Consider the following 20,467-nt stretch of genomic DNA (forward strand, 5'->3'; position numbering starts at 1 on the left):
GGCGGCCTCAGCGTGTGGCATCGCGAAGACGGGGATCGATGACCGCATAGGCGATATCGACCAGCGTGTTCAGCGTGACGAAGATGAAGGAGACGATGCACAGGTAACCTGCCATCACCGGAATATCGAGGAAGGTCACCGCCTGGATGAACAGCATGCCCATGCCCGGCCACTGAAACACGGTTTCGGTGATCAGTGCGAAGGCGATCAGCGAGCCGACATTCATTGCCGTCATGGTGACGACCGGCATCAGACAGTTGCGAAGCGCGTGGCGGAAATAGATCCGCCACCGCGGCACGCCACGGGCGCGGGCGAATTTGACGAAGTCCGAACGCAGCACTTCCATCATCTCGGCCCGAACGAGCCGCATGACGAGGGTGATCTGGTAGAGAGCCAGTGCAAAGGACGGCAGCAGCAGGGAAGCGCGTCCCGATGCGGTCAGCAAGCCCGTGCTCCACCAGCCGATCTGCACGACGTCGCCGCGGCCGAAGGCCGGCACCAGACCAAGCGAGACGGCAAAGACGAGGATCAGCAGGATGCCGACGACGAAGCTTGGAAGCGAGACGCCGATGATGCTGACGAATTGCAGGCCCTCCGAATACCAGCGGCCGCGATGGATTGCCGTGAGAACACCGAGCGGAATGCCGATCAGGAGCGACAGGGCCGTGGCCACCAGTGCGAGCTCGATGGTCGCCGGGAACCGTTCGGCGATCAGCGTCATCACGTCCTGGCCGTTTCGATAGCTGATGCCGAAATCACCCTGTGCCGCATTGACGACGAAGCGCACATACTGGGTGACGAATGGATCGTTCAGGCCGAGCTTTTCACGCAGTTCGAGACGATCGGCCTGCGACATCTGTTCGTTGGCCATCAGTTCGACCGGGTCGCCGGCGAAACGAAAGATCATGAAGGCCATCAGCGCGACGGCAAGCATGACCAGCACGGCATTGGCCAGCCGCTTGATCAGAAAGACAATCATTGGGTTTCCCGCTCAGTGAGAAACCCCGACAGAGCAAGCTCTGCCGGGGCAATGTGGGCTCAATCGCCGATACGGGTCAGCCAGTGGCGCGGCTTGTTGTCGGCGCGGATGGTGACGTCGGTCACTTCCTTGGACATCGCCCAGGCCATCGGCTGCTGATGCAACGGGATCATGATGACCTGATCCTTGGCAAACTTCAGCGCTTCGGTCTCGATGGCTAGGCGCTTGTCGCGATCCATTTCAACGGCGGCCTTCTTCACCATGGCGTCGAGTTCGGGATAGGACCAGCCGCCGTAGTTGGCGACGCCGGCCGCACCCTCGCGGGACGAAAGCACCTGGATCAGCAGCGAGTAGGCATCGAGCGTCGGCTCGTTGGCCCAGCCGATCATGTAGGCGTCGGACTTGCCGCCGGCGCGCTTGGGAGCCTGAACGGCGCGCGGACCGATATCGAGCGTCGGCTTCAGGCCAACGCGCGACAGCATGGACACGAGCGCGCTGCAGACGTCTTCCTCGTTGACGCTCTCGTCGTTCATGCAGACGAGCGTGAACTCGGTTCCGACGGCGCCGGCTTCTTCGAGAAGCTTCTTCGACAGTTCAGGATCGTAGGCGGTCGGCACATCGAGCTCGGCGCTGTAGCCCGGGATCTCCGGCGCGACCATGGTGCCGGCGATGTGCGACTTGCCGCGCATGACGCGCTTGAAGATCAACTGACGGTCGATCGCATGATCGATCGCCTGGCGGACCTTGATGTCGTTGAAGAAGTTGTCACGGCCGTCGTTGAGCTTCTCCTTGCGGTTGAAGACGAGGTGGATCGTGCGCAGGTCGGAGCGCTCGACAACCTTGATGTTCGGGTCACTCTTCAGCCGGTCTAGGTCCTGGACAGGTGCGCCGTCGGTGAGGTCAATCTCGCCAGACAGGAGTGCAGCGACGCGGGTCGCAGCCGAGGTGATCGGGGTGAATTCGATGCGGTCGAGATTGTGCTTCGGCGTATCCCACCAGCCGTTGTTCTTGACCAGCACTGTCTTGCTGTCGGGCACGCGCGATTCGACGATGAAAGGGCCAGTGCCGTTGGTGTGATAGGTGGTGTAGCCTTCGACCTTGCCGCCGACATCGGTCGGCAGTTCGGACTTGTTCTCGACCAGCCAGTCCTTGTCGAACATGAAGATGTTGGTCATGTCGTTGAGGAACAGCGGGCTCGGGGAGTTCACTTCGATGTCGACCGTGTAGTCGTCCACCTTCGTGGTGGAGACATAGGCCGGAATGTTGCCGCGCAGCGGCGATGTCGGGTGACTGACACGGGCCATCGAGGCGACGACGTCATCGGCGGTGAAATCGGCGCCGTTCTGGAATTTTACGCCCTTGCGCAGATGGAAGCGCCAGACCTTTTCGGAGACCAGTTCCCACTTGGTGGCAAGTGCCGGCTCGACGACGAACTCGGGCGTGTAGCGGGTCAGGCCTTCATAGACGTGATTGAGGAAGGCGAGGTTCGACGTGCTGCCGTAGGAATACGGATCAAGCGAGAAGATATCCCGCGGGCTGCCCCAGCGCAGCGTTTCGGCCTGTGCCGTGGAGGCGAGAAAGGCGAATGCCAACCCCGCGAGGAGATGCTTTCTCAGTTTCATGTGGTTCCCTCTGTTTTTCCCATTCGTCGCCGTGCCGATCCGGTCGGTCCACGATCCTTCGATCGCTGGAGGCTGACGACGCTAGATTTGAAGTTGTTGGCGCTAATGTCAACTATTTTGTCGACAATTATGTTGGCAAGAATTGGCAAACTTAATTTTCAGGGGGAAAACCACACGAAATCAGTGGCTTTGAACCGCCGCCAGCTTGCAATCCTGGCGTGAGCAGCCGGACGATTGCTCAGTTACTGAAGCAGATCCATGCCTTGGGAGACACGATCAACCGATTTCAGCGGGTTCAAGACGAACCGTATGCGGGCCGAAGTCCGTTGGGCTTCGGCTGCAACATTGCTCCTCGCACACCAAAACAGCCCGCCCCGCCACGGTCGAAAGACCGGATGGGACGGGCTGCATTTTCGCTGGCAGCAAGGGATCTATCGCGAAACGAGGCGGATCAGCTCTCGCGGAATGCCCGGCTGACCTGGTCCATCAGCGGCTTGATGAAGTACGACGCAACACTGCGCTCGCCGGTGGTAATGAACGTTTCGACCGGCATGCCCGGCATCAGCGCGACGTTGCCAAGCCTCTCTATCTCTTCAGGCGTGATCGCGATGCGCGCGACGTAGAAGCTCGCACCGGTTCGCTGGTCGACCGACACGTCAGCCGACACCCGTTCGATAGCACCGGAGATCTCCGGCGTCGTCTTCTGGCTGAAGGCGGAGAAACGCAGGATCGCCTTCTGCCCGGAATAGATCTGGTCGATGTCCTGCGGCGCAACCCTGGCCTCGACGACGAGCTTGTCGATATCCGGCACGATCATCATGATCGGCTCGCCGGGAGCGACCACACCGCCAACGGTATGAACGGCGAGCTGGTGAACGATGCCGTTCTGCGGCGCGACGATATCGACCCGCTTCAGCTGATCTTCCGCCGCCACCTTGCGCTCGACATACTCGCCGATCCGGGCGTCCATTTCCCGCAAATCCGTTCCGACCTCTTCGGCCCATTGCTCGTCGACCTGGATGATCTGCAGCGATGTCTCGGCGATCTTCTCGTGCACGCCAGCCACCCCCGCGAGCAGCCTGCCCATCTCGCCGTCGATATCGGTTGCCTGGCGCTCGAGCGTGCTGAGCCGGCTCTTTTCCATCAACCCCTTGTCGTGCAGAAACGTGTAGCGACCGAGTTCCTCGTTGATGAGAACCCGCTCGCGGCTGCTGGCAGTGCGCTCGGCCTCCATTCCGCGGATCTCCTCGTTCAACTGCTGGACGCGCCGCTCCAGTTGCCGCTTCTTGCTCTCGCGCACATCCCGGCGGCTTTCATAGAGCCGCTGTTCGGCATGCATCATCGCCGCCACTTCGGGATCTCCGGCGCGCGACAGCAATGTCTCTGGGAAGGCAACATTCTCCGAATGGTCGCGCTCGCTTTCAAGCCGCGCCTTTCGAGCTGCGAACTGGTCGAGGCTCTTGAGGATGATCGCCAGATTGGCCCTGGTCATCGTCGCGTCGATACGCATGACGACATCCCCCGCCTTGACCCGGTCGCCGTCGCGCACCATCAGCTCGCTGACGACGCCGCCAACCGGGTGCTGAACCTTCTTCAGGCTGCTCTCGACCACGACTGAGCCTTGAGCGATAACCGCTCCGACGATTTCCGTGCCGATCGCCCAACCGCCGAAGAGCCCAACCAATATGGCAAATCCGAGGGCGCCCACAATCAGATGGGTGCGGATCGAACGTCTGAGTGTCTGCCAATCGTCCATGTTCATGCCTTTGCTGCTTCTGCGGATTGCACCACCTTGAGCGCACCCGGATTGGCGGATGCCTGCCTCAGGACCTTCGAGAGAACTTCGTCCTTCGGTCCAAAGGCCTGCTGGCGGCCGGCGGCAAGCATCAACACCTTGTCGACCGCAAGCAGCGCACTCGGGCGGTGAGCGATGACGACGACGATGCCGCCGCGCTCGCGGATACCGAGGATCGCCGACGTCAGCGCCTCCTCACCTTCGGAATCGAGGTTCGAATTCGGCTCGTCGAGAATGACGACGAACGGGTCGCGGTAGAGCGCACGCGCAAGCGCGATGCGTTGCTTTTGACCGGCGGAAAGCGGGCGGCCATTTTCACCGACTTCGGTGGAATAGCCCTCGGGCAGACTGACGATCAGATCGTGCACTCGGGCTGCGCGGGCGGCCGCGATGATGGCGTCGGGCTCAGCATCCGGATCGAACGAAGCGATATTCTCGGCGATGGTGCCGTCGAGCAATTCGATCGACTGCGGCATGTAACCGATATGGCGGGCAAGCGCCGCCGCCGGCCATTGGTCGGGCGTCGCGCCATCGAGGCGGATTGCACCGCGCGCCGGCCGCCAGATGCCGACGAGCAGTCGCGCAAGCGAGCTCTTGCCGGAGCCGCTGGCGCCGATGACGCCGAGCCCAGTGCCTGCCTCCAGCGTGAAGGTGACGTCCTGCAAGACAGCCTCGGTTGTTTCCGGTGGAAGGGCGCTGACGCGGTCGACGGAAAGAGCGTGACGGGGCGCAGGCAGATCCATGCGATCGGCTGCATCCGGCAAAAGCGGCAGCGTCTTCTGCAGCCGGCGTCGGCTTTGGCGCGCGCCAATGAAACCCTTCCAGTTGGCGATCGCCAGATCCACCGGCGCCAGCGCCCGGGCAGACAGGATCGAGCCGGCGATGATGATCCCGGGCGTCGCCTGCTCGTTGATGACGAGCCAGGCGCCGACCGCAAGAATGCCGGACTGCAGCATCATGCGCAGCACCTTGCTCAACACGCCGAAGCCCGAGGAGACATCGCTTGCCCGGCGCTGCTCGCGGGTGAAAGCACGGTTCTCCTCCTGCCAGCGGCTCCTCAGATGCGGCCCCATGCCCATGACCGAGATCACGTCGGCGTTACGGCGGCCGCTCTCGGCCATGCGATTGCGCTTGGAGGAATGGCGGGCAGCCTCTTCGACCGGCCGTTGTGAAACGAGTTCCGTCAGCAAGGTGATGGCGGCCAGGATGATGGCGCCGGCGAGCGCGGTGACACCCAGCCAGAAATGGAAGGCGAAGCAGATGGCAATATAGAAGGGCAGCCAAGGCAGATCGAAGAGCGCTGTCGGCCCGCTGCCGGACAGAAAGGCCCGGATGGTATCGAGATCGCGCAGCGGCTGAGCATAGCGAGCGCTGATCGGTGCCTGCATCTGCAGCCCGACGATCGCATCGTAGATCCTTGGCGAAAGGGCCTGGTCGAGCCGATCGGCGATGCGTACCAGCAGCCTGCCCCGTAGCGCGTCGAACAACCCTTGAAAAGCGTAGAGCACGACGACGATGGCGAGAAGGGCGACCAGCGTCGGCAGGCTCCGGCTCGGGAGCACACGATCGTACACTTCCATCATGAAGAGCGATCCGGTGAGGTAGAGCACATTGACGACGGCACTCATCAGGCCGATGCCGACGAAGGCGCTGGCGCAACCGGCGAATACGCCCTTGAACTGGCTGGAATTTCTATTGGATGAACTGTCGCGCATGGTCCCTGATCCGTTGAGATCGCGGCGGTAACAGGCAGGCATCACAAAGCGATGACATGCTTGAGATGGCTGAAGCCGATGCCGCGCAAAAAAAAGGGCGCACCGGAAGGTGCGCCCCTCGCTTTGGTTAGGCGAAGCGGAAGTCGTCGATGACGAAGTTTTCCGTTTTCACACCATTGAAGGTGATGGAGGAGCCGTCATCGAACGCGATCTGGGCACCAGCGTCACCGTCGGTGAATGCGCCAGAAGACAGGAGCGCCTGGTAGTCGGCAAACACATCCTTCGACAGCACGACCACATCCTGCCCTTCAGCGCCGGCCTGGAAGTCCAGCACCACGTCGCGACCGTCGCCGGCCGCAAACAAGAAGGTGTCGGCACCCGCACCACCCGTCAGCACGTCATTGCCCGTACCGCCGTTCAGCGTGTCGTTGCCCGCACCCCCGTTCAGCTGATCGTTGCCGGAGCCACCGCTGAGCACGTCATTGCCGGCCCCGCCCATCAGGACATCGTTGCCGGCCCCGCCTTCGACCACGTCGTTGCCGTCGCCGGCGACCACCCGGTCATTACCTGCACCGGCATCGACCATGTCGTTGCCATCGCCTGCGAGCACCGTGTCGTTGCCGCTGCCGGCTTCGATCATGTCCTTGCCGTCGGTGGCGACCAGCGTGTCGTTGCCGTCGGTGCCTTCGACGACGTTGTACTCCGTGTAGCCGTCGATCTTGATCGTGGCCGTGCCGGTCGATTCCCCACCCTGGGCGTCACGCACCGTGTAGGTGACGGTAACCGTGGCAGCCTGCTCGTCTTCCAGCGCCTGGAAGGCGGAGGACGGATCGGCGACGAGCTTGCCATCGATGATCGAGAAGGCGGCAGCAGCCTGAGCATTCGTCAGCGCCAAGCCAGTGACGGCCGTGACCGCGAAGCCGACGAGCGTCAGCCGGTCGCCCTCGACATCCGTATCGTTGCCAACGAGGTCGAATGTAGCGGTCTCGTTCTCGGCAACAGTTCCTGTGTCGGCGACCGTCACCGGTGCATCGTTCACCGGCTTGATCGTGACGCTGACGGTGCTTTCGCTGCTTCCTCCCTTGCCGTCGGACACGACGACGGTGAAGCTGTCCGTTCCGTTGACATTGGCGTTCGGCGTATAGGTCCAGGCGCCGGACCTGCCGTCGACTGTAACGCTGCCATTGGCCGACCCCGCCCCCGTCTTGACGGCGTAGGCAAGTGTGTCGCCATCGACATCCGTCGCCGTGACCGTGCCGCTGACCGACGTGTCTTCGTTCGTCTCGACGGCAACGGGCGACGCAACGGGTGCATCGTTGACCGGCTTGACGGTGAAGGTGGCGCTTGCCTCGCTGGACCCGCCGCGACCATCGGAAATCTGATAGCGGAAGGAGGCTTCGCCGTTGAAGTTGGCGGAAGGCGTGAAGCGGATGCCGCCCTCCTCGACGGTGGCTGCACCACCGACGACCGAGGTGACGCTGGTCACCTTCAGCTGATCGAGATCGGCATCGCTGTCGTTGGCGAGCAGGCTCGCAAACGGGATGACGAAGGACGGTGCGTCTTCATCGATCGCGGCGAGCGTGTCGCCAACGGCAACCGGGCCACGGTTGACGAGGCCATTGGCGATGGCTGTCCGGTTCATGACCGTGCCGTCGGCAAAGGTGAGGAGTTCGACGCCGCCGCCTGCCAGCTGGCCCTTCAGGGTCAGCTTTTCGCCATTGGCGAACTCGACCTCAACGGCTTCGCCGTATTTGTGCAGGACCGCCTCGCCGCGGGCGATGTCGTGCAGGACGAGAACGTCGCTGTCGCCCGACGCCGTAGCCGTTTCGACGATCTCGTCGGAGCCTTCGCCACGCCCGTAGACGTAGGTATCGGAACCGTCGCCGCCGATCAGCACGTCGTTGCCGGCGCCACCTTCGATCACGTCGTCACCGAGACCGCCGGCGATGATGTCGGCTCCCTCGCCGCCCATCAGCACGTCGTTGCCCTTGCCACCGGCAAGCGCGTCACGTCCGGCGCCGCCCAACAGCGTATCGTCGCCGTCGCCGCCATCGAGGCGATCGTCGCCGCCGTTGCCGATGAGCGTGTCGTTGCCGCCAAGGCCATAGATCGTCTCGCCGACTTCACCACCGACCAGCATGTCACGGGCATTGGTGCCGTTGATCACCTGGCCGCCTTCGAGGCCCGACTTCAAATCGACGACCGTCAGATCGTCGAAGGACAGCCCGGCATTGCCCCAGGAATAGAGACCGAAGGTACCGGCATCGAGACCACGGTCGCCGACCGGATAGGCGAACAGCGCCTCATCGTTGAGGAAGGCGGTGATCTTGTCGCCGACGACTTCGACGCGCAGCTTCATCGCCTGGCCCGGCTCATACTTGCCCGGAACCTGCGCAAGGATTTCCTCGACCCCGTTCTTCATGCGCACGAGGTTGAAGATGCTGCCGGCGCCATTGCCGGGGCTGCGATCGAGGATGCCATCGGCATCGAGCTCGAGCTTGTAGTAGTTCTTGTTGTCCTTGTAGCGGAACAGGAAGCCGAGGCCGTCCTTATCCGGCGTCTGGATCGTCGCCTCGACGGCATAGTCGGTCCAGGCAAGGGCTGCCGGATCCTTGAACAGGGCGTAGGTGCCGAGACGAAGCACGTTGACACCGTCGCCAAGCGGGCTCCATCCGCGCTTCCACAGATCCGATGCCGTTGCGCCGCTCCATGTCAGCTCGCGGCTCGCAAGCCCGGTCGTCTGCACCAGCTTGCCGTCGGCAAGCAGCCATTCGGAGGCCTTTCCATCCGGTCCGATCCCGCCAAGCTCGCCCTCATCGACGATGTTGAAGCGCGACAGGGACTGCGGCGACGAGAAGTCTTCTGCAACCAGAATCTTGCTGCGGTCGACGACGGTGATGTCGACACGGTCGGTCGAAACCGAGCCGTCCACCGCCGTCACCTTGAGCAGCAACTTGTTGACGCCGGTGTCGAGATTGACGTTGGCGGTCTTGCCATTGGCGATGACGTTGCCGGCAAGGTCGGTCCAGACATAGTCGACCAGCTGCTTCGGGCCGAACGAGCCGGAGGCATCGAGCTTGACCAAAACCTTACCGTCGCCGTCGATGTCGTAGGTTCGCTGGTCGATGCCGGCTTTTGCCGTCGTGTCCGCCCTGGTGACGACGATGTCGTCGAAGACCGAAGCGCGCTGACCGCTGGAATAGAGGCCGACGGTGCCGCCGGTCAGCGGTGCATTGGCATCGGTGACCGGTCCGGCAAAGACATTCTTGTCACCGAGGAAGATGTTGATGACGCCGCCGGTGACCGCAACCGTCAGCGGAATTTCCATGTTGTAGGGCGAACCTTCATTCACCGATGCAAGGATGGTCTCTACGCCATTGGCAACCTTGACCAATTGACGACGATTGGTCTCGCCATCGAGCGTGAAGCGGTAGTGGTTGTTGGCATCCTTGTAGTAGAAGAGAACGCCGATCGTGTCGTTGTCGAGCTGCGTCAGCGATGCCTCGAAGACGTAATCCGTCCAGGTGGACGAGCCTTCGCCGACGAAGACCAGCTTGTTGCGGGCGGCATCGCTCTGATCGAAGAGTGCTGCTTCAGGTGCCGCAAGGCCGGTTGCTCCGGTCGGGCGTGAGAAGACCGTTCCCTTGAGCAGGAAGTTGCCGGTGTTGCCGTTGGCAGCCCCGATATCGGTCGCCCAGCCATTGGCGTTGCCGTCATTGAAGGTCTCGACCAGCAGCGTGCGGTCGCCGCGGACGATGACGTCTACCGTGTCGCTCGTCTTGACGCCGTTGAAGTCGGTCGTGGTCAGCGTCAGCTTGTGCTTGCCAAGTTCGAGTTCGGCCCTGGCGTCCTTGCCTTCAGCCACCACATCGCCGTTTTCGTTGGTCCAGACCCAGCTCTTGACGCTGGCCGGCAGCAGCGACTTGGCGCCTGAAAGCGCGACATTGGCGGACGAGGCGCCGGCCAAGGCATCGGCGATGATGTCGTCGCCGGCTTCGGCCATGGCACGGGCCTTGCCGCCGCTGACGTCGATGTTCTCAAAAACTTCCTGGTGGCCGCGGTAATAGCCGGTCAGGCCATCACGATCGAGTTCCGGCTTGGTGCGGAAGCCGTCGAGGTAGTCGTCAAAGCCGGTGAAATAGGTTTCGGTGGAAATGCGGTTGTTGTCGGGGTCGATGGTGATCAGCCGGATGGCGCCGTTGCCGCCATTGTTGCCCTTGGCCTCGTTGCCGTTGCCGGTGATCTCGCGCGACACGCCATTCTGGTAGTTGACCAGGAACTGGAACACCGGCTCGCCGTACTGGTTGTAGGTGATGTCGGTCTCGGCGCCATCGCCGAAGATGTGACCGGAGAAAGTCATGACGATGTTGGGGTAGCGGGCGAGCAGTTCGCGCGAAACATATTCGCCGTCATTGGCGCCGCGCTGGTCGGTGCGCATGCCGTAGTCGTAGCCGGCACCTTCGTCATAGAGCGGAAGGGCCAGATTGTCCTGCCGGCCGGCATAGCTCGTCAGCGAGTGGGTGGCGAGCATGACGCGATAATCGGGATGGGCCTCGATGACGTCACCTGCCCAACGGATCACGTCGTCGCGGGGACCGAATTCGAGCGAGATCGACAGCCACTTGGTGCCATCGGGCGCGGTGAACGTGCTGTAGGTGTTGCGGGCGCTCATCAGTTCCTGATCATAGGCGCCGCCGAAGGTGCCCGGATTGGTCGCCGTCTGTTTGTCCGGCGAGAAGCGCTGATCGAGATGGATCGACGAGTGGTCTGCGGCATTGCCGCCGTTCGCCTGGTCATGGTTGCCCGGCAGAAGCGCGTAGGGGATCTTGCCGTCGAGCTTGCGAAGGGCCGCTTCAGCGATGTCCCACTGGCCGGAAAGGTTGTTCTGGGTGATGTCGCCGACATGGGTCATGAAGACGATGTTGTGGCTCTGGCGATTGTCGACCAGCCACTGCGTCATGTCGCCGAAGAAATGCTTGATTCCATCGTTGGAGGTGTAGTCCTGCGTGTCCGGGAACACGGCGATCGTATAGGCGTTCGCACCGGCGACGCGGACGCGGAAATCGTCGGTGACAACGTGACCGGCAGTGTCGATTGCCGTGACGCGGATGTCGGAATGGCCGAGGGCAGCAAAATCCAGCACCAACTTGTTGCCATTGGTCAGAACGGCATTGAGTACTTCGCCCTTGCTGTTCTGCACTGTGAAGGTCAGGTTTTCGCCCGAGAAATGCTGCGACAGGTCAATCGTCACATTGGCCGCATCCGGCGTGACCATCATATCCTTGATGGCCAAGGTCTTGACGACGGAGCCTGGATTGGGGTTCGTCGTGTCCTGGCCAACGGCCGGAATACCCGCCGATCCCGGCGTCGTCGTCGACACGGTCGTGCCTTGGCCGCTGAGGGAACCCTGACCGAATGCCGGCGTGGTCGAGCCCTCGCCGAAACGAAACTCAGTGCCGTTGGACGACAGCGCATCGCCCTTCAGTGCATCGGGAACGATGCCTTCCGGCTTGGCATTGCCGAGCGCCGAGAGCTCCGAACCGGTCAGAACCTTTTCGATGAAGAGGAAATTGCTGAGGTAGCCGGAGGAGGTTTCACCGTCTTCGTCCGCGAAGATCAGGAAGCCCTTGGCCTTGTCGATGGTGAAGCGGGCGGCAAGCGAACCCGTCATCTTCTGTTCGGCGACAAAGTCACCGTTGATATATTTCTTCATCGAGACGCCGCCGCTGGCGTCCTTGTCGATCGTGAGACCAATGCGGTTCCAGGCATCGAGCTTGGCAGAGCCGCGATAGTCGCTGTTGATGCCGAGGCCGAAGCTTTCGCCGCCGACCTTGCCGAAGATATCGCCGTCAGACGTGTTGGTGACATCCGTCTGCAGGAACGGGATCCAGCCGCTGGAGCCGGCGGACGGGAAATAGACGTCGTAAACGAGGCTATAGGACGAAACATTACCTGTGCCGCCGGGCGATACGAGAATGCCCTGCTGGGCCTGCACGCGGGGAATATTAAGGAGCCAATCGGAGGAAGATTGGATCGGCGTCGCAATCGAATTGGGGGAGGAAGTCATGTCGGCTTTCTCTCTAAAGGTGAACGGGATCGGCTCTTGGCCGTGCGTCACCGTTAGCCGCCACGCTTACCGCGCAGATGACAGTTGCTTAACAAAACGTAAAACGGCCATAGCGTTTTCCGATGGCTGCCATCGGTTTCGTCCGTCGCCGGATGGCCTGGCAGACTGGCGAGGCGAAGTGTCATGTGCCTGTCAGCTTTTCCGACAATGATGCCGGCGCGGATCCAACAGGCTCCCGCGTGACAACAGAACCGGAAGCAATGTCGATTACCCAATTGAAAGCGTTTCACATCGTCGCCCTGTCCGGCGGCTTCTCCCAAGCCGCCCGCGACATGGCGATCAGCCAGTCGACCCTGTCGCAGCACGTGCGGGAATTGGAGGCGGATTGCGGCCAGAACCTGCTCGATCGAAAGGCCCGCGGCGTCAGCCTCAGCGCGCATGGCGAGCGCCTCTTCGAGATCACCTCGCGGCTGTTCCAGGCGGAAAAGGAGGCGAATGCTTTTCTGCGGGGAGAAGCCGGTCTGAATGGCGGGCATCTGCGCGTTGCGGCCGACGGCCCCATCCTGGCGCTGCCGATCCTCTCGCGGTTGAAGAACGATCGGCCGAAACTGACCTTTTCGCTTGCTGTCGACAACTCCGCCCGCGTCATCGACCAGATCATCGACTATCGCGCAGACGTGGCGATCACCGCGCAGATCCCCAATGATCCGCGTCTGCACGGCGTGCACTTCCTGAGCATGCGGCTCGGCCTGTGCGTGCCGTCATCCCATCCGTTGGCAGCGCGCGACGGCGTCACGATGAAGGACCTCGAAGGCCTCTCCTTCGTCATGCGCGAGCGCGGCTCGCGCACCCGCGAAATCTTCGAGAAGAACCTTGGCGACCACGGCATCTCAATCCATCAGCTGGTCGAGATCTCCTCGCGCGAAGGCGTGCGCGAGGCCATCGCCAATGGTGTTGGCTTCGGGGTGGTCGCCGACCTCGAGTTCGGCCACGATGCCAGGCTTTCCTTCGTACCGATCGACGACGCCAAAGAGGTCATCGACGAATACGCGATCTGCCTCGCCGAGCGTCGCCATCTGCCGCTGATCCGCGGTTTCATCGACGAGGCTAGCCGACTGCTGCCCGACGCCGGAGAGACGTTCCATCTGCCGGCGCATCGCGGGAAAACCATGGGTAAAACAAATGCATCGGCATCATTGCTAACGCAATAGGTTAGCCGACACCGAACCCCTAACGTAACGTCAGCCTCAGAGCTTCGCGGCAGTGCCGAAGCCTGTCAGGAAGGATGTCAGATTGTCGGACAGCGCATCGCAGAGGTAGCCACCTTCCTGAATGATGGCCGTCGGCAGACCCAGGCCGGCGACCGCCTCACCAATCCTTGCAAAGCCTGGCGTCGACACGGACAGGCCGCCGAAGGGGTCGCCCTCGAAGGCATCGAGGCCGAGCGCGACGACGAGCGCGTCCGGCGCGTAGGCACGGATGCGGCGGAAGGCGACATCGAGAGCTGCCAGGAACTCGGCGTCGCCGGACTTGCGCTCGAGCGGGAGGTTGAGATTGTAACCGAGGCCCGGCCCCTCGCCGCGCTCGTCGGCATGCCCCCAGAAGAACGGATAGAACCGCACGGGATCCGCGTGGATCGACACCGTCAGCACATCGGATCGCTGGTAGAAGATGCCCTGCGTACCGTTGCCGTGGTGCAGGTCGATGTCGAGGACCACGACGCGGGCCGCGTTTGAGAGGAAGCGTTGCGCGGCGACGGCGGAATTGTTGAGGAAGCAGAAGCCGCCGGCAACATCGGCAAAGGCATGATGACCGGGGGGCCGGCAGAGTGCATAGGCGGCGCGGTCACCCGACATGACCGCGTCTGCCGCATCGACCGCGCTCCAGGCGCTCCAGCGCACGCTATCCCAGGTTTCTCCCGAGATCGGGCACGCGGTGTCGGCCATGTGATAGCCGGCCTGCCCTACGGCCGACGCCGGGTACCGGCCATTGCGGGCGAGCGGATGGATGTTCGGGATCACCTCGTCCGAGGCCTCGGCGATCTTCTGCCAGCGGGCGTAGATATGCTCCAGGAAGTCGAGATATTCCGGCGTGTGCACGGCAGCGATCGGACCGAGACCGTGATCGCCGGGCCGAAGGATGGTGCACCCGGCATCGCGGGCGCCTGTGAGCAATCGCTCGACCCGTTCGGGCTGCTCCGGGTTCGGCTGCGGTGCGCCGCTCGAAAGGAAAGCCTTCGGATCGTGTCGCTTCTGTTCCTGTGCGTAGAAGGCTTTCATGCTCTCTCCATTTCCTGCGTCTTCAGGCTTTCATTTTCCGGCGAGTGCTGCGAAGGCCTCGCCATAGGCAGCGTGCGCGCGATCTTTCGTCTGCCAGGTGATGCCGAGCCGCTCGTAAAGGCGCTGCGCGGCCATGTTCTCAACGTCGACTTCCAGCCGCAGATAGTCCCCGCCCCTCGCCTTCGACCAGGCCGCAACATCCCGCAGCAAGCGCTCGCCGATCCCGAGGCCGCGAAAACGATCGTCGACATAGAGATCCTGCACGAAGACCCCCGGCCTCCCGCGCCAGGTCGAGAAGATCGGAAAGAACAGGCAAAGGCCGGCAAAACCTCCATCCACCTCGGCAATCAGACTGCCAAAGGCGGCGTCTGGGCCGAAGCCGAAATGGCGATAGTCGTCAGCCGTGCAGGTCACCTTGCCCGCCATGTCGAGCCCGCGGCCCATGGCCAGGATCGCGCGATGTATCGTGTCCGCGTCGCCGATTTCACCGATGCGAATCCGGATATCCGCAGTCAAGCTCTGGGTTGTCGTCACAGTCTTCCCCTTAGATGCTGACGGCCAAAGGCCGTAGGCGAGCTTGCCCGCGCCTCGGCGTCAGAATGCCACCTGATCTCCACCCTTGAGGTCGAGAAGTTCACGTGCTTCCTTAGGGGTGGCAACCTCCAGCGACAAGGCGTCGAGCACGGTGCGAATACGGTGAACCTGTTCGGCATTGCTGGTCGCAAGCTGCCCGCGGCCATTGTAGAGGCTGTCTTCCAGCCCCACCCGGACATTACCGCCCATCGCCGCTGCCATGGTGATCATCGGCATCTGGTGTCGGCCAGCGGCCAGCACCGAGAAGGAGTAGTCGTCGCCGAAGAGCTTGTCGGCGATGCGCTTCATATGCGTCAGGTTCTCCGGATCGGCGCCGATACCGCCCAGGATTCCGAAGACGAACTGGATGAACAGATGGCCGGAAACCAGCCCACGATCACGGAAATGTGCCAGCGAGTAGAGGTGACCGACATCGTAGCATTCGAACTCGAAGCGCGTCCCGCATCTATGACCAAGCCGGGTGAGGATGAACTCCATGTCGGCGAAGGTGTTCTTGAAGATCGAGCTTCGCGTCGCCTCCAGCAGTTCCGGCTCCCAGGCGTGCTTCCATTCCGTAGGCTTGTCCAGCGCCGGGAACAGGGCGAAGTTCATTGAGCCCATGTTCAGCGAACACATCTCCGGCTCGGCGCGCAAGGACGCCGCCAGGCGATCCTCCAGTGCCATCAGCGACGAGCCGCCGGTGGAGATGTTAATGACGGCGTCGGTCGATTGTTTGATGCGTGGCAGGAACTGCATGAACAGCGAAGGGTCTGCCGACGGACGACCGTCCACCGGGTTTCTTGCGTGAAGATGCAGGATCGAGGCGCCGGCCTCGGCCGCCGCTATCGCCTCCGAGGCGATCTGGTCCGGGGTAACAGGTAGATGGGGCGACATGGTCGGCGTATGCACCGAGCCCGTCACCGCGCAGGTGATGATGACCTTCCTGCGCGACGTCTTGGTTTTCGTCATGGTGTCGATCTCAGCGGTTGACGGGAAGGTTAAGCTCGGCGGCGAGCTGTTCGAGCACGTCGCCGAGGATGGCGACGATCTCGCCGATCTGCTCCCGCGTGATGATCATGGGCGGGCAGACCAGGAAATGGTCGCCCTCGACGCCGCCGCGGGTGCGGCGTGAATAGATGATCAGCCCGCGCTCGTAGGCGAGATCGACGACCCGTTGATGCGCGTTCAATTCCCTAGGCAAAGGCTTCATCGTCTCACGGTCCGAGACGAACTCCGCGGCAAGCAGCAGCCCCTTGCCCCTGACGTCACCGATGAACGGGAAGCGCTCGGAAAGCGCAACGAGTTCGGCCTTGAGGGCGTCGCCCATGACAGCCGCATTGTCGACGAGCCCGAGGCGGTCGATTTCGTCCAGCACAGCAAGACCGGCAGCGCAGGCAAGCGGATTGCCGGCATAGGTGAAGCCATGCTGGAATCCACCGGCGTCAAGCACCGGCTGGACCAGCCTCGAGGGTGCTGCCATGGCGCCGAGCGGGCAGTAGCCGGAGGCAAAGCCCTTCGACAGCGCGATCAGGTCAGGCTTGCAGTCCCAATGGTCGCCGCCGAGGAATTTACCGGTGCGGCCGGCCCCACTCATGACCTCGTCATGGATCAGGAGGATGCCGTACTTGTCACAGATTTCGCGGATGCGCCGATAGTAGCTGTCGGGCGCCACCAGCGCACCGGTCGAGGCGCCGCCGATCGGCTCCATGATGAAGGCAAGCACGCTGTCAGGGCCTTCGGACTGGATACTGTCTTCCAGCATGTCGGCATATTTGATCCCGCGCTGTTCCATCGTCAGGTTGTCACGATCGAGATAGGCGGTCGGTGCCGGGACCTTCGGCATTTCGCGCATCATCGGGGAAAACGGATCGGAGAGCGCCGCATAGCCGGTGACCGCCAGCGCGCCGAGCGTGCCACCGTGGTAGGACGGAAAGCGCGAAATCACCTTCCAGCGATCCTTCTGGCCGGTGGCGACCGCCCATTGGCGGGCGAGTTTCAAGCAGGATTCGACCGCCTCCGACCCGCCGGAGACGAAGAAGATCTTGTCCATGCCTTCGGGCAGCTTTTCGGCGGCGCGGCGTGCCAACTCTTCGGCCGGTTCGTTTTCGAAGTGAAGGCGATAGGCGAAGGTGACGCGATCCATCTGCCGCTTCATCGCCTCGAGTACATTGCGATTGCCATGGCCGATATTGACCACCATCGCACCGCTGGAGCCGTCGATCACCCGGCGGCCATCCTGGTCCCAGAGATAGATCCCCTCTGCCCGGTCGACCAACGGCCGACGCAGACGCGACTGGTAGAACAGGTGTGAAGCGGGCCGTTCGTTGGAAGCTGTCGTCTTGAGCATGTGCGGTCTCTGTCAGCGTTTGAGGTAACGGTTGAGAACATTGGCGGTGACGCGTTCGACCATCTCGTCGCCGCGTTTCAGGGCTGCCACCCATTCGCAGCTGCCGGCGTGGAACACCTCGCCCTTGCCGCGTGGGAAATTGACGATCATGCCGCAGCCGCGCTTGACCTTGTCGACGGCCGCCTCGCCGGCATCGCCGATCAGCGTTTCCGCGACGAACTTGGCGTCGGCGTCAGAGAGGAACTGATCGTCGGCGGGTATGTCGGCGCTTTCTTCCTTCAGCGACGACATGCCGAGCGCCAGGATTTCCAGCCCATCGGGGGCGCCGCTGTCTTCCGTCGGTTCCGGCAAGCCGCCGCGGATGATGTAGTCGAGGCCATCGACCTCATAGCCGAAGGCATGGCCCTCCGCGCCGAGGATGTCGCCGTAGTAAATACCGGTTCCGGCAAAAGCCCAATGCTCCGGCCGATAGACCGGAAAGCCTCGGGCGCCGCGGGGGGCGCAACCGCCCCAGCCGACATAAAGCCCGCGTGTGGCAATCAGCCCGAAGGTCGAAGAACCGGGACGACCGATTTTTCTGTCCTCCCAGGAGCCGGTCATGCGCGTTGGATCGTCAGATCGACAGGCCGGGTCCTCAGCGCGCGCACGATACTTGTAGCACACCTGCCTCTTGCCGCCGTCCTCCAGGCGCGTCTGCCACATGAAGTTGCCGGCAAAGCGGGCTGCGTGACCGCCGCGCTCGACATAACTGTCGACTGCGTCGCGCATCTCCCAGGTCCAGTATTCGTCGTGACCGACGAAGACGACGCAGTCGTAGCCGTCGAGGATTTCCGGATTGAAATGCAGCTCGTGCTGGCTGGCGAGATCGACGGCATAACCCTCGCGCTCGGCCCAGCGGAAGAAGTGGCTGTCATAGCTCGCCCAGCCGGAGGAAGCATATTTCTTGGAATAGCCGTTGGCATAGGCCCATTCCATATGCGGGTAACGCGGGGCGACCGCCATCGGCGAATAGATCTCAAGCGGCACCCGCGGTGCATCGGCCGGCAGTTGCACAAAGCCGCGGCAGAACGGCCGCTCGATGCTGACGGTGGTCGCGTACTGGTCGCGGTTCGGACCGGTGATACCCTGGTAGTGGTTGGATCCGCCCCAGGTGTTGTAGGAGGTCCAGGATCCGGTCGCCGCCACCTGCAGCACGCGGCCCGGCTTGCGACCGGCCTCGGGGCGGACGATGAAGAGGTGCTGGCAGCGAATGGACGCCCCGTCACGACCTTCGGCCGTCAGGGTGATGCGGTAGGCGCCAGAGGGCCAGCTCTCGTCCACCTGGAATTCAAGTGTCGTCTCCCAGCCGCAGCCGACGACGGAACATTGATCCGGCGTATCCTGCCAGCGGGCGGCGATGCCCAGCCGTTTCATGACGGCCGTTTCGACGGCGCCGTCGCGCACGATCTCCAGCGCGAACTGGGGCGCGGTCGAGCTCACCTGAAGCCGGACGGTTGCACCCGGCGGGTAGGCGTAGGCGTCGGTGTAGCACCAGATCTCGCCGCGCTCGCCGTCCATCCCGGGGTATTCGTAGTAGTGGCCGAGCACCGCTTCGCGGCGCTGCTCCGGCGTCAGCCCGAAATCGGGGAATTGGTTGCTGCTTGTCTTCATCGCATCCATCACGCCGCAAGATACTTTTTCAGGAAGGTTCGCGTGCGCTCCTGTTTCGGCTCGCGGAAGATTTCGCTCGGGGGTCCCTGTTCAACGACGACACCGCCATCCATGAACAGCACACGGTCGGCGACCTCGCCGGCAAAGCGCATCTCATGCGTCACGATCAGCATCGTCATGTGCTCGGCGGCGAGTTGCTTCATCACCGCGTTGACCTCATCGACCAGCTCGGGATCAAGCGCCGAGGTCGCCTCGTCGAAGAGCATGACCTTCGGCTGCATCGCGAGCGCTCGGGCGATGGCGACACGTTGCTTCTGGCCGCCGGAAAGCCGCGACGGATAGGCATCGACCTTCTCCGCCAACCCGACCTTCGACAGAAGTTCCACCGCCAGTTCGCGGGCCGCCGCCTTCGTCATGCCCTTCAGGATGATGGGTCCCATCGTGACGTTCTCGATCACTGTCAGATGGGGGAACAGGTTGAAGTGCTGGAACACCATGCCCATCTGCTGGCGCACCGCGTTGATGTGCCGCTCGAAGGCCTGGCCGCGCAGATCCTGGTTGACCTTTACGCCGTCAAGCCAGATCTCGCCGCCGTTCAAGGTTTCGAGGTGATTGATCGAACGCAGAAGCGTGCTCTTGCCGGAGCCGCTGGGGCCGATGATGGCAACGATCTGGCCGCGGGCGACCGACAGATCGATGCCCTTCAGCACCTGGAGTTCACCATAGGCCTTGCGGGCCCCCTTGACTTCGACCATGGGTCGCTGGGCGGTCATCGTGATACCTCCACGTTCTGTTCGACCCGGCGCAGACCCGCTTCGAGCACGAGGTTTAGCATGTAATAGAGGGCGGCGACCGTGATGTAGAATTCGAACGGTCGGAAGGTCTCGCTAATGGCGAGCTGCGCGGCATGCACCAGCTCGGCAATACCGATGATCGACACCAGCGAAGATTCCTTCAAGAGCACGATCAGGTTGTTGCCCATCGCCGGAATCGTGTTGCGCACGGCCTGCGGCACGATGAAATAGCGCAGCGTCTGAAAGCGGCCGAAGCCGAGACTGCGCGCGCCTTCCGTCTGGCCGACATCCACCGCGACGATGCCGGCGCGCAGGATGTCAGCGTTATAGACCGCGAAGTGCAGGCCGAGGCCGATGATGCCGGCGACGAGCGCCGGGATCTTGAAACCGAGCTGCCCCAGCCCGTAATAGATCAGGAACAGCTGCAAAAGCAGGGGCGTGCCCATGAACAGCCACATGAATGCGCGCACCGGCAATGCGATCGTCTTGGGTGCATAGAGGACAACCAGGGCGAAAACCACCCCGAAGACAAAGCTGATCACGGCGGCCGTGACGGTGAGGACGACGGTCCACCAGACCCCCATCCAGAGGATTTCGGCATAGGGCGGAACGACGCTGAAATCGAGACCTTGCATGCGTTTCTCCC

General features: G+C 62.6%; 13 protein-coding genes. 1 reads left to right on the forward strand and 12 read right to left on the reverse strand.

Annotation, left to right across the window (positions count from 1 at the left end; all coding sequences use genetic code 11):
- Window positions 1–7: 7 nt before the first annotated feature.
- The 5 genes from AC1Q80_RS14765 to AC1Q80_RS14785 form a co-directional block, all read right to left on the reverse strand.
- Complete coding sequence (locus tag AC1Q80_RS14765) at window positions 8–979, reverse strand: ABC transporter permease (RefSeq protein WP_173422142.1); 972 nt, start codon at window positions 977–979, stop codon at window positions 8–10.
- 59 nt (window positions 980–1,038) lie between these two features.
- Complete coding sequence (locus tag AC1Q80_RS14770) at window positions 1,039–2,601, reverse strand: ABC transporter substrate-binding protein (protein WP_492360888.1); 1,563 nt, start codon at window positions 2,599–2,601, stop codon at window positions 1,039–1,041.
- Between the two features lie 451 nt (window positions 2,602–3,052).
- Window positions 3,053–4,357, reverse strand: a complete 1,305-nt coding sequence (locus AC1Q80_RS14775) for an HlyD family type I secretion periplasmic adaptor subunit (RefSeq protein WP_209792569.1) — start codon at window positions 4,355–4,357, stop codon at window positions 3,053–3,055.
- A 2-nt stretch (window positions 4,358–4,359) separates the two neighbouring features.
- Window positions 4,360–6,111 (reverse strand): type I secretion system permease/ATPase, encoded by a 1,752-nt coding sequence (locus tag AC1Q80_RS14780; RefSeq protein ID WP_492360889.1) that lies wholly within the window; start codon window positions 6,109–6,111, stop codon window positions 4,360–4,362.
- A 127-nt stretch (window positions 6,112–6,238) separates the two neighbouring features.
- Window positions 6,239–12,178, reverse strand: a complete 5,940-nt coding sequence (locus AC1Q80_RS14785) for a cadherin-like domain-containing protein (protein ID WP_492360890.1) — start codon at window positions 12,176–12,178, stop codon at window positions 6,239–6,241.
- 260 nt (window positions 12,179–12,438) lie between these two features.
- Between AC1Q80_RS14785 and AC1Q80_RS14790 the strand changes: the two genes are divergently transcribed.
- Window positions 12,439–13,389 (forward strand): LysR substrate-binding domain-containing protein, encoded by a 951-nt coding sequence (locus tag AC1Q80_RS14790; protein ID WP_492360891.1) that lies wholly within the window; start codon window positions 12,439–12,441, stop codon window positions 13,387–13,389.
- Window positions 13,390–13,425: 36 nt separating this feature from the next.
- Here AC1Q80_RS14790 and AC1Q80_RS14795 read toward each other — a convergent pair whose 3' ends face one another.
- From AC1Q80_RS14795 to AC1Q80_RS14825, 7 genes are all read right to left on the reverse strand, one after another.
- Window positions 13,426–14,457 carry a histone deacetylase family protein gene (locus tag AC1Q80_RS14795; RefSeq protein WP_492360892.1) on the reverse strand — a complete coding sequence of 344 codons (1,032 nt, stop codon included), beginning with the start codon at window positions 14,455–14,457 and terminating at the stop codon, window positions 13,426–13,428.
- 30 nt (window positions 14,458–14,487) lie between these two features.
- A complete protein-coding gene (locus tag AC1Q80_RS14800; protein ID WP_209792566.1) occupies window positions 14,488–14,901 on the reverse strand; it encodes a GNAT family N-acetyltransferase in 414 nt (137 codons plus the stop codon).
- Window positions 14,902–15,051: 150 nt separating this feature from the next.
- On the reverse strand, window positions 15,052–15,999 hold the full coding sequence (kce, locus tag AC1Q80_RS14805) for a 3,5-dioxohexanoate:acetyl-CoA acetone transferase (RefSeq protein ID WP_492360893.1): 948 nt from the start codon (window positions 15,997–15,999) through the stop codon (window positions 15,052–15,054).
- Window positions 16,000–16,009: 10 nt separating this feature from the next.
- Window positions 16,010–17,377 carry an aminotransferase family protein gene (locus tag AC1Q80_RS14810; protein ID WP_492360894.1) on the reverse strand — a complete coding sequence of 456 codons (1,368 nt, stop codon included), beginning with the start codon at window positions 17,375–17,377 and terminating at the stop codon, window positions 16,010–16,012.
- A gap of 12 nt (window positions 17,378–17,389) precedes the next feature.
- On the reverse strand, window positions 17,390–19,027 hold the full coding sequence (locus AC1Q80_RS14815; RefSeq protein WP_492360895.1) for a N,N-dimethylformamidase beta subunit family domain-containing protein: 1,638 nt from the start codon (window positions 19,025–19,027) through the stop codon (window positions 17,390–17,392).
- An 8-nt stretch (window positions 19,028–19,035) separates the two neighbouring features.
- A complete protein-coding gene (locus AC1Q80_RS14820; RefSeq protein WP_327795892.1) occupies window positions 19,036–19,800 on the reverse strand; it encodes an amino acid ABC transporter ATP-binding protein in 765 nt (254 codons plus the stop codon).
- Window positions 19,797–20,456: an amino acid ABC transporter permease gene (locus tag AC1Q80_RS14825; RefSeq protein ID WP_173422150.1), complete on the reverse strand. Its 660-nt coding sequence runs from the start codon at window positions 20,454–20,456 to the stop codon at window positions 19,797–19,799. The genes AC1Q80_RS14820 and AC1Q80_RS14825 overlap by 4 nt, the downstream gene beginning before the upstream one ends.
- Window positions 20,457–20,467: the final 11 nt, after the last annotated feature.

Source organism: Ensifer sp. GW823-FHT05D09 (assembly GCF_058795755.1).

What these genes read in the sequence shown, in the direction of transcription:
- AC1Q80_RS14765 (WP_173422142.1), bottom strand. Translation starts at nt 979, where the DNA reads ATGATTGTCTTTCTGATCAAGCGGCTGGCCAATGCCGTGCTGGTCATG.
- AC1Q80_RS14770 (WP_492360888.1), bottom strand. Translation starts at nt 2,601, where the DNA reads ATGAAACTGAGAAAGCATCTCCTCGCGGGGTTGGCATTCGCCTTTCTC.
- AC1Q80_RS14775 (WP_209792569.1), bottom strand. Translation starts at nt 4,357, where the DNA reads ATGGACGATTGGCAGACACTCAGACGTTCGATCCGCACCCATCTGATT.
- AC1Q80_RS14780 (WP_492360889.1), bottom strand. Translation starts at nt 6,111, where the DNA reads ATGCGCGACAGTTCATCCAATAGAAATTCCAGCCAGTTCAAGGGCGTA.
- AC1Q80_RS14785 (WP_492360890.1), bottom strand. Translation starts at nt 12,178, where the DNA reads ATGACTTCCTCCCCCAATTCGATTGCGACGCCGATCCAATCTTCCTCC.
- AC1Q80_RS14790 (WP_492360891.1), top strand. Translation starts at nt 12,439, where the DNA reads ATGTCGATTACCCAATTGAAAGCGTTTCACATCGTCGCCCTGTCCGGC.
- AC1Q80_RS14795 (WP_492360892.1), bottom strand. Translation starts at nt 14,457, where the DNA reads ATGAAAGCCTTCTACGCACAGGAACAGAAGCGACACGATCCGAAGGCT.
- AC1Q80_RS14800 (WP_209792566.1), bottom strand. Translation starts at nt 14,901, where the DNA reads ATGGGCCGCGGGCTCGACATGGCGGGCAAGGTGACCTGCACGGCTGAC.
- kce (WP_492360893.1), bottom strand. Translation starts at nt 15,999, where the DNA reads ATGACGAAAACCAAGACGTCGCGCAGGAAGGTCATCATCACCTGCGCG.
- AC1Q80_RS14810 (WP_492360894.1), bottom strand. Translation starts at nt 17,377, where the DNA reads ATGCTCAAGACGACAGCTTCCAACGAACGGCCCGCTTCACACCTGTTC.
- AC1Q80_RS14815 (WP_492360895.1), bottom strand. Translation starts at nt 19,027, where the DNA reads ATGAAGACAAGCAGCAACCAATTCCCCGATTTCGGGCTGACGCCGGAG.
- AC1Q80_RS14820 (WP_327795892.1), bottom strand. Translation starts at nt 19,800, where the DNA reads ATGACCGCCCAGCGACCCATGGTCGAAGTCAAGGGGGCCCGCAAGGCC.
- AC1Q80_RS14825 (WP_173422150.1), bottom strand. Translation starts at nt 20,456, where the DNA reads ATGCAAGGTCTCGATTTCAGCGTCGTTCCGCCCTATGCCGAAATCCTC.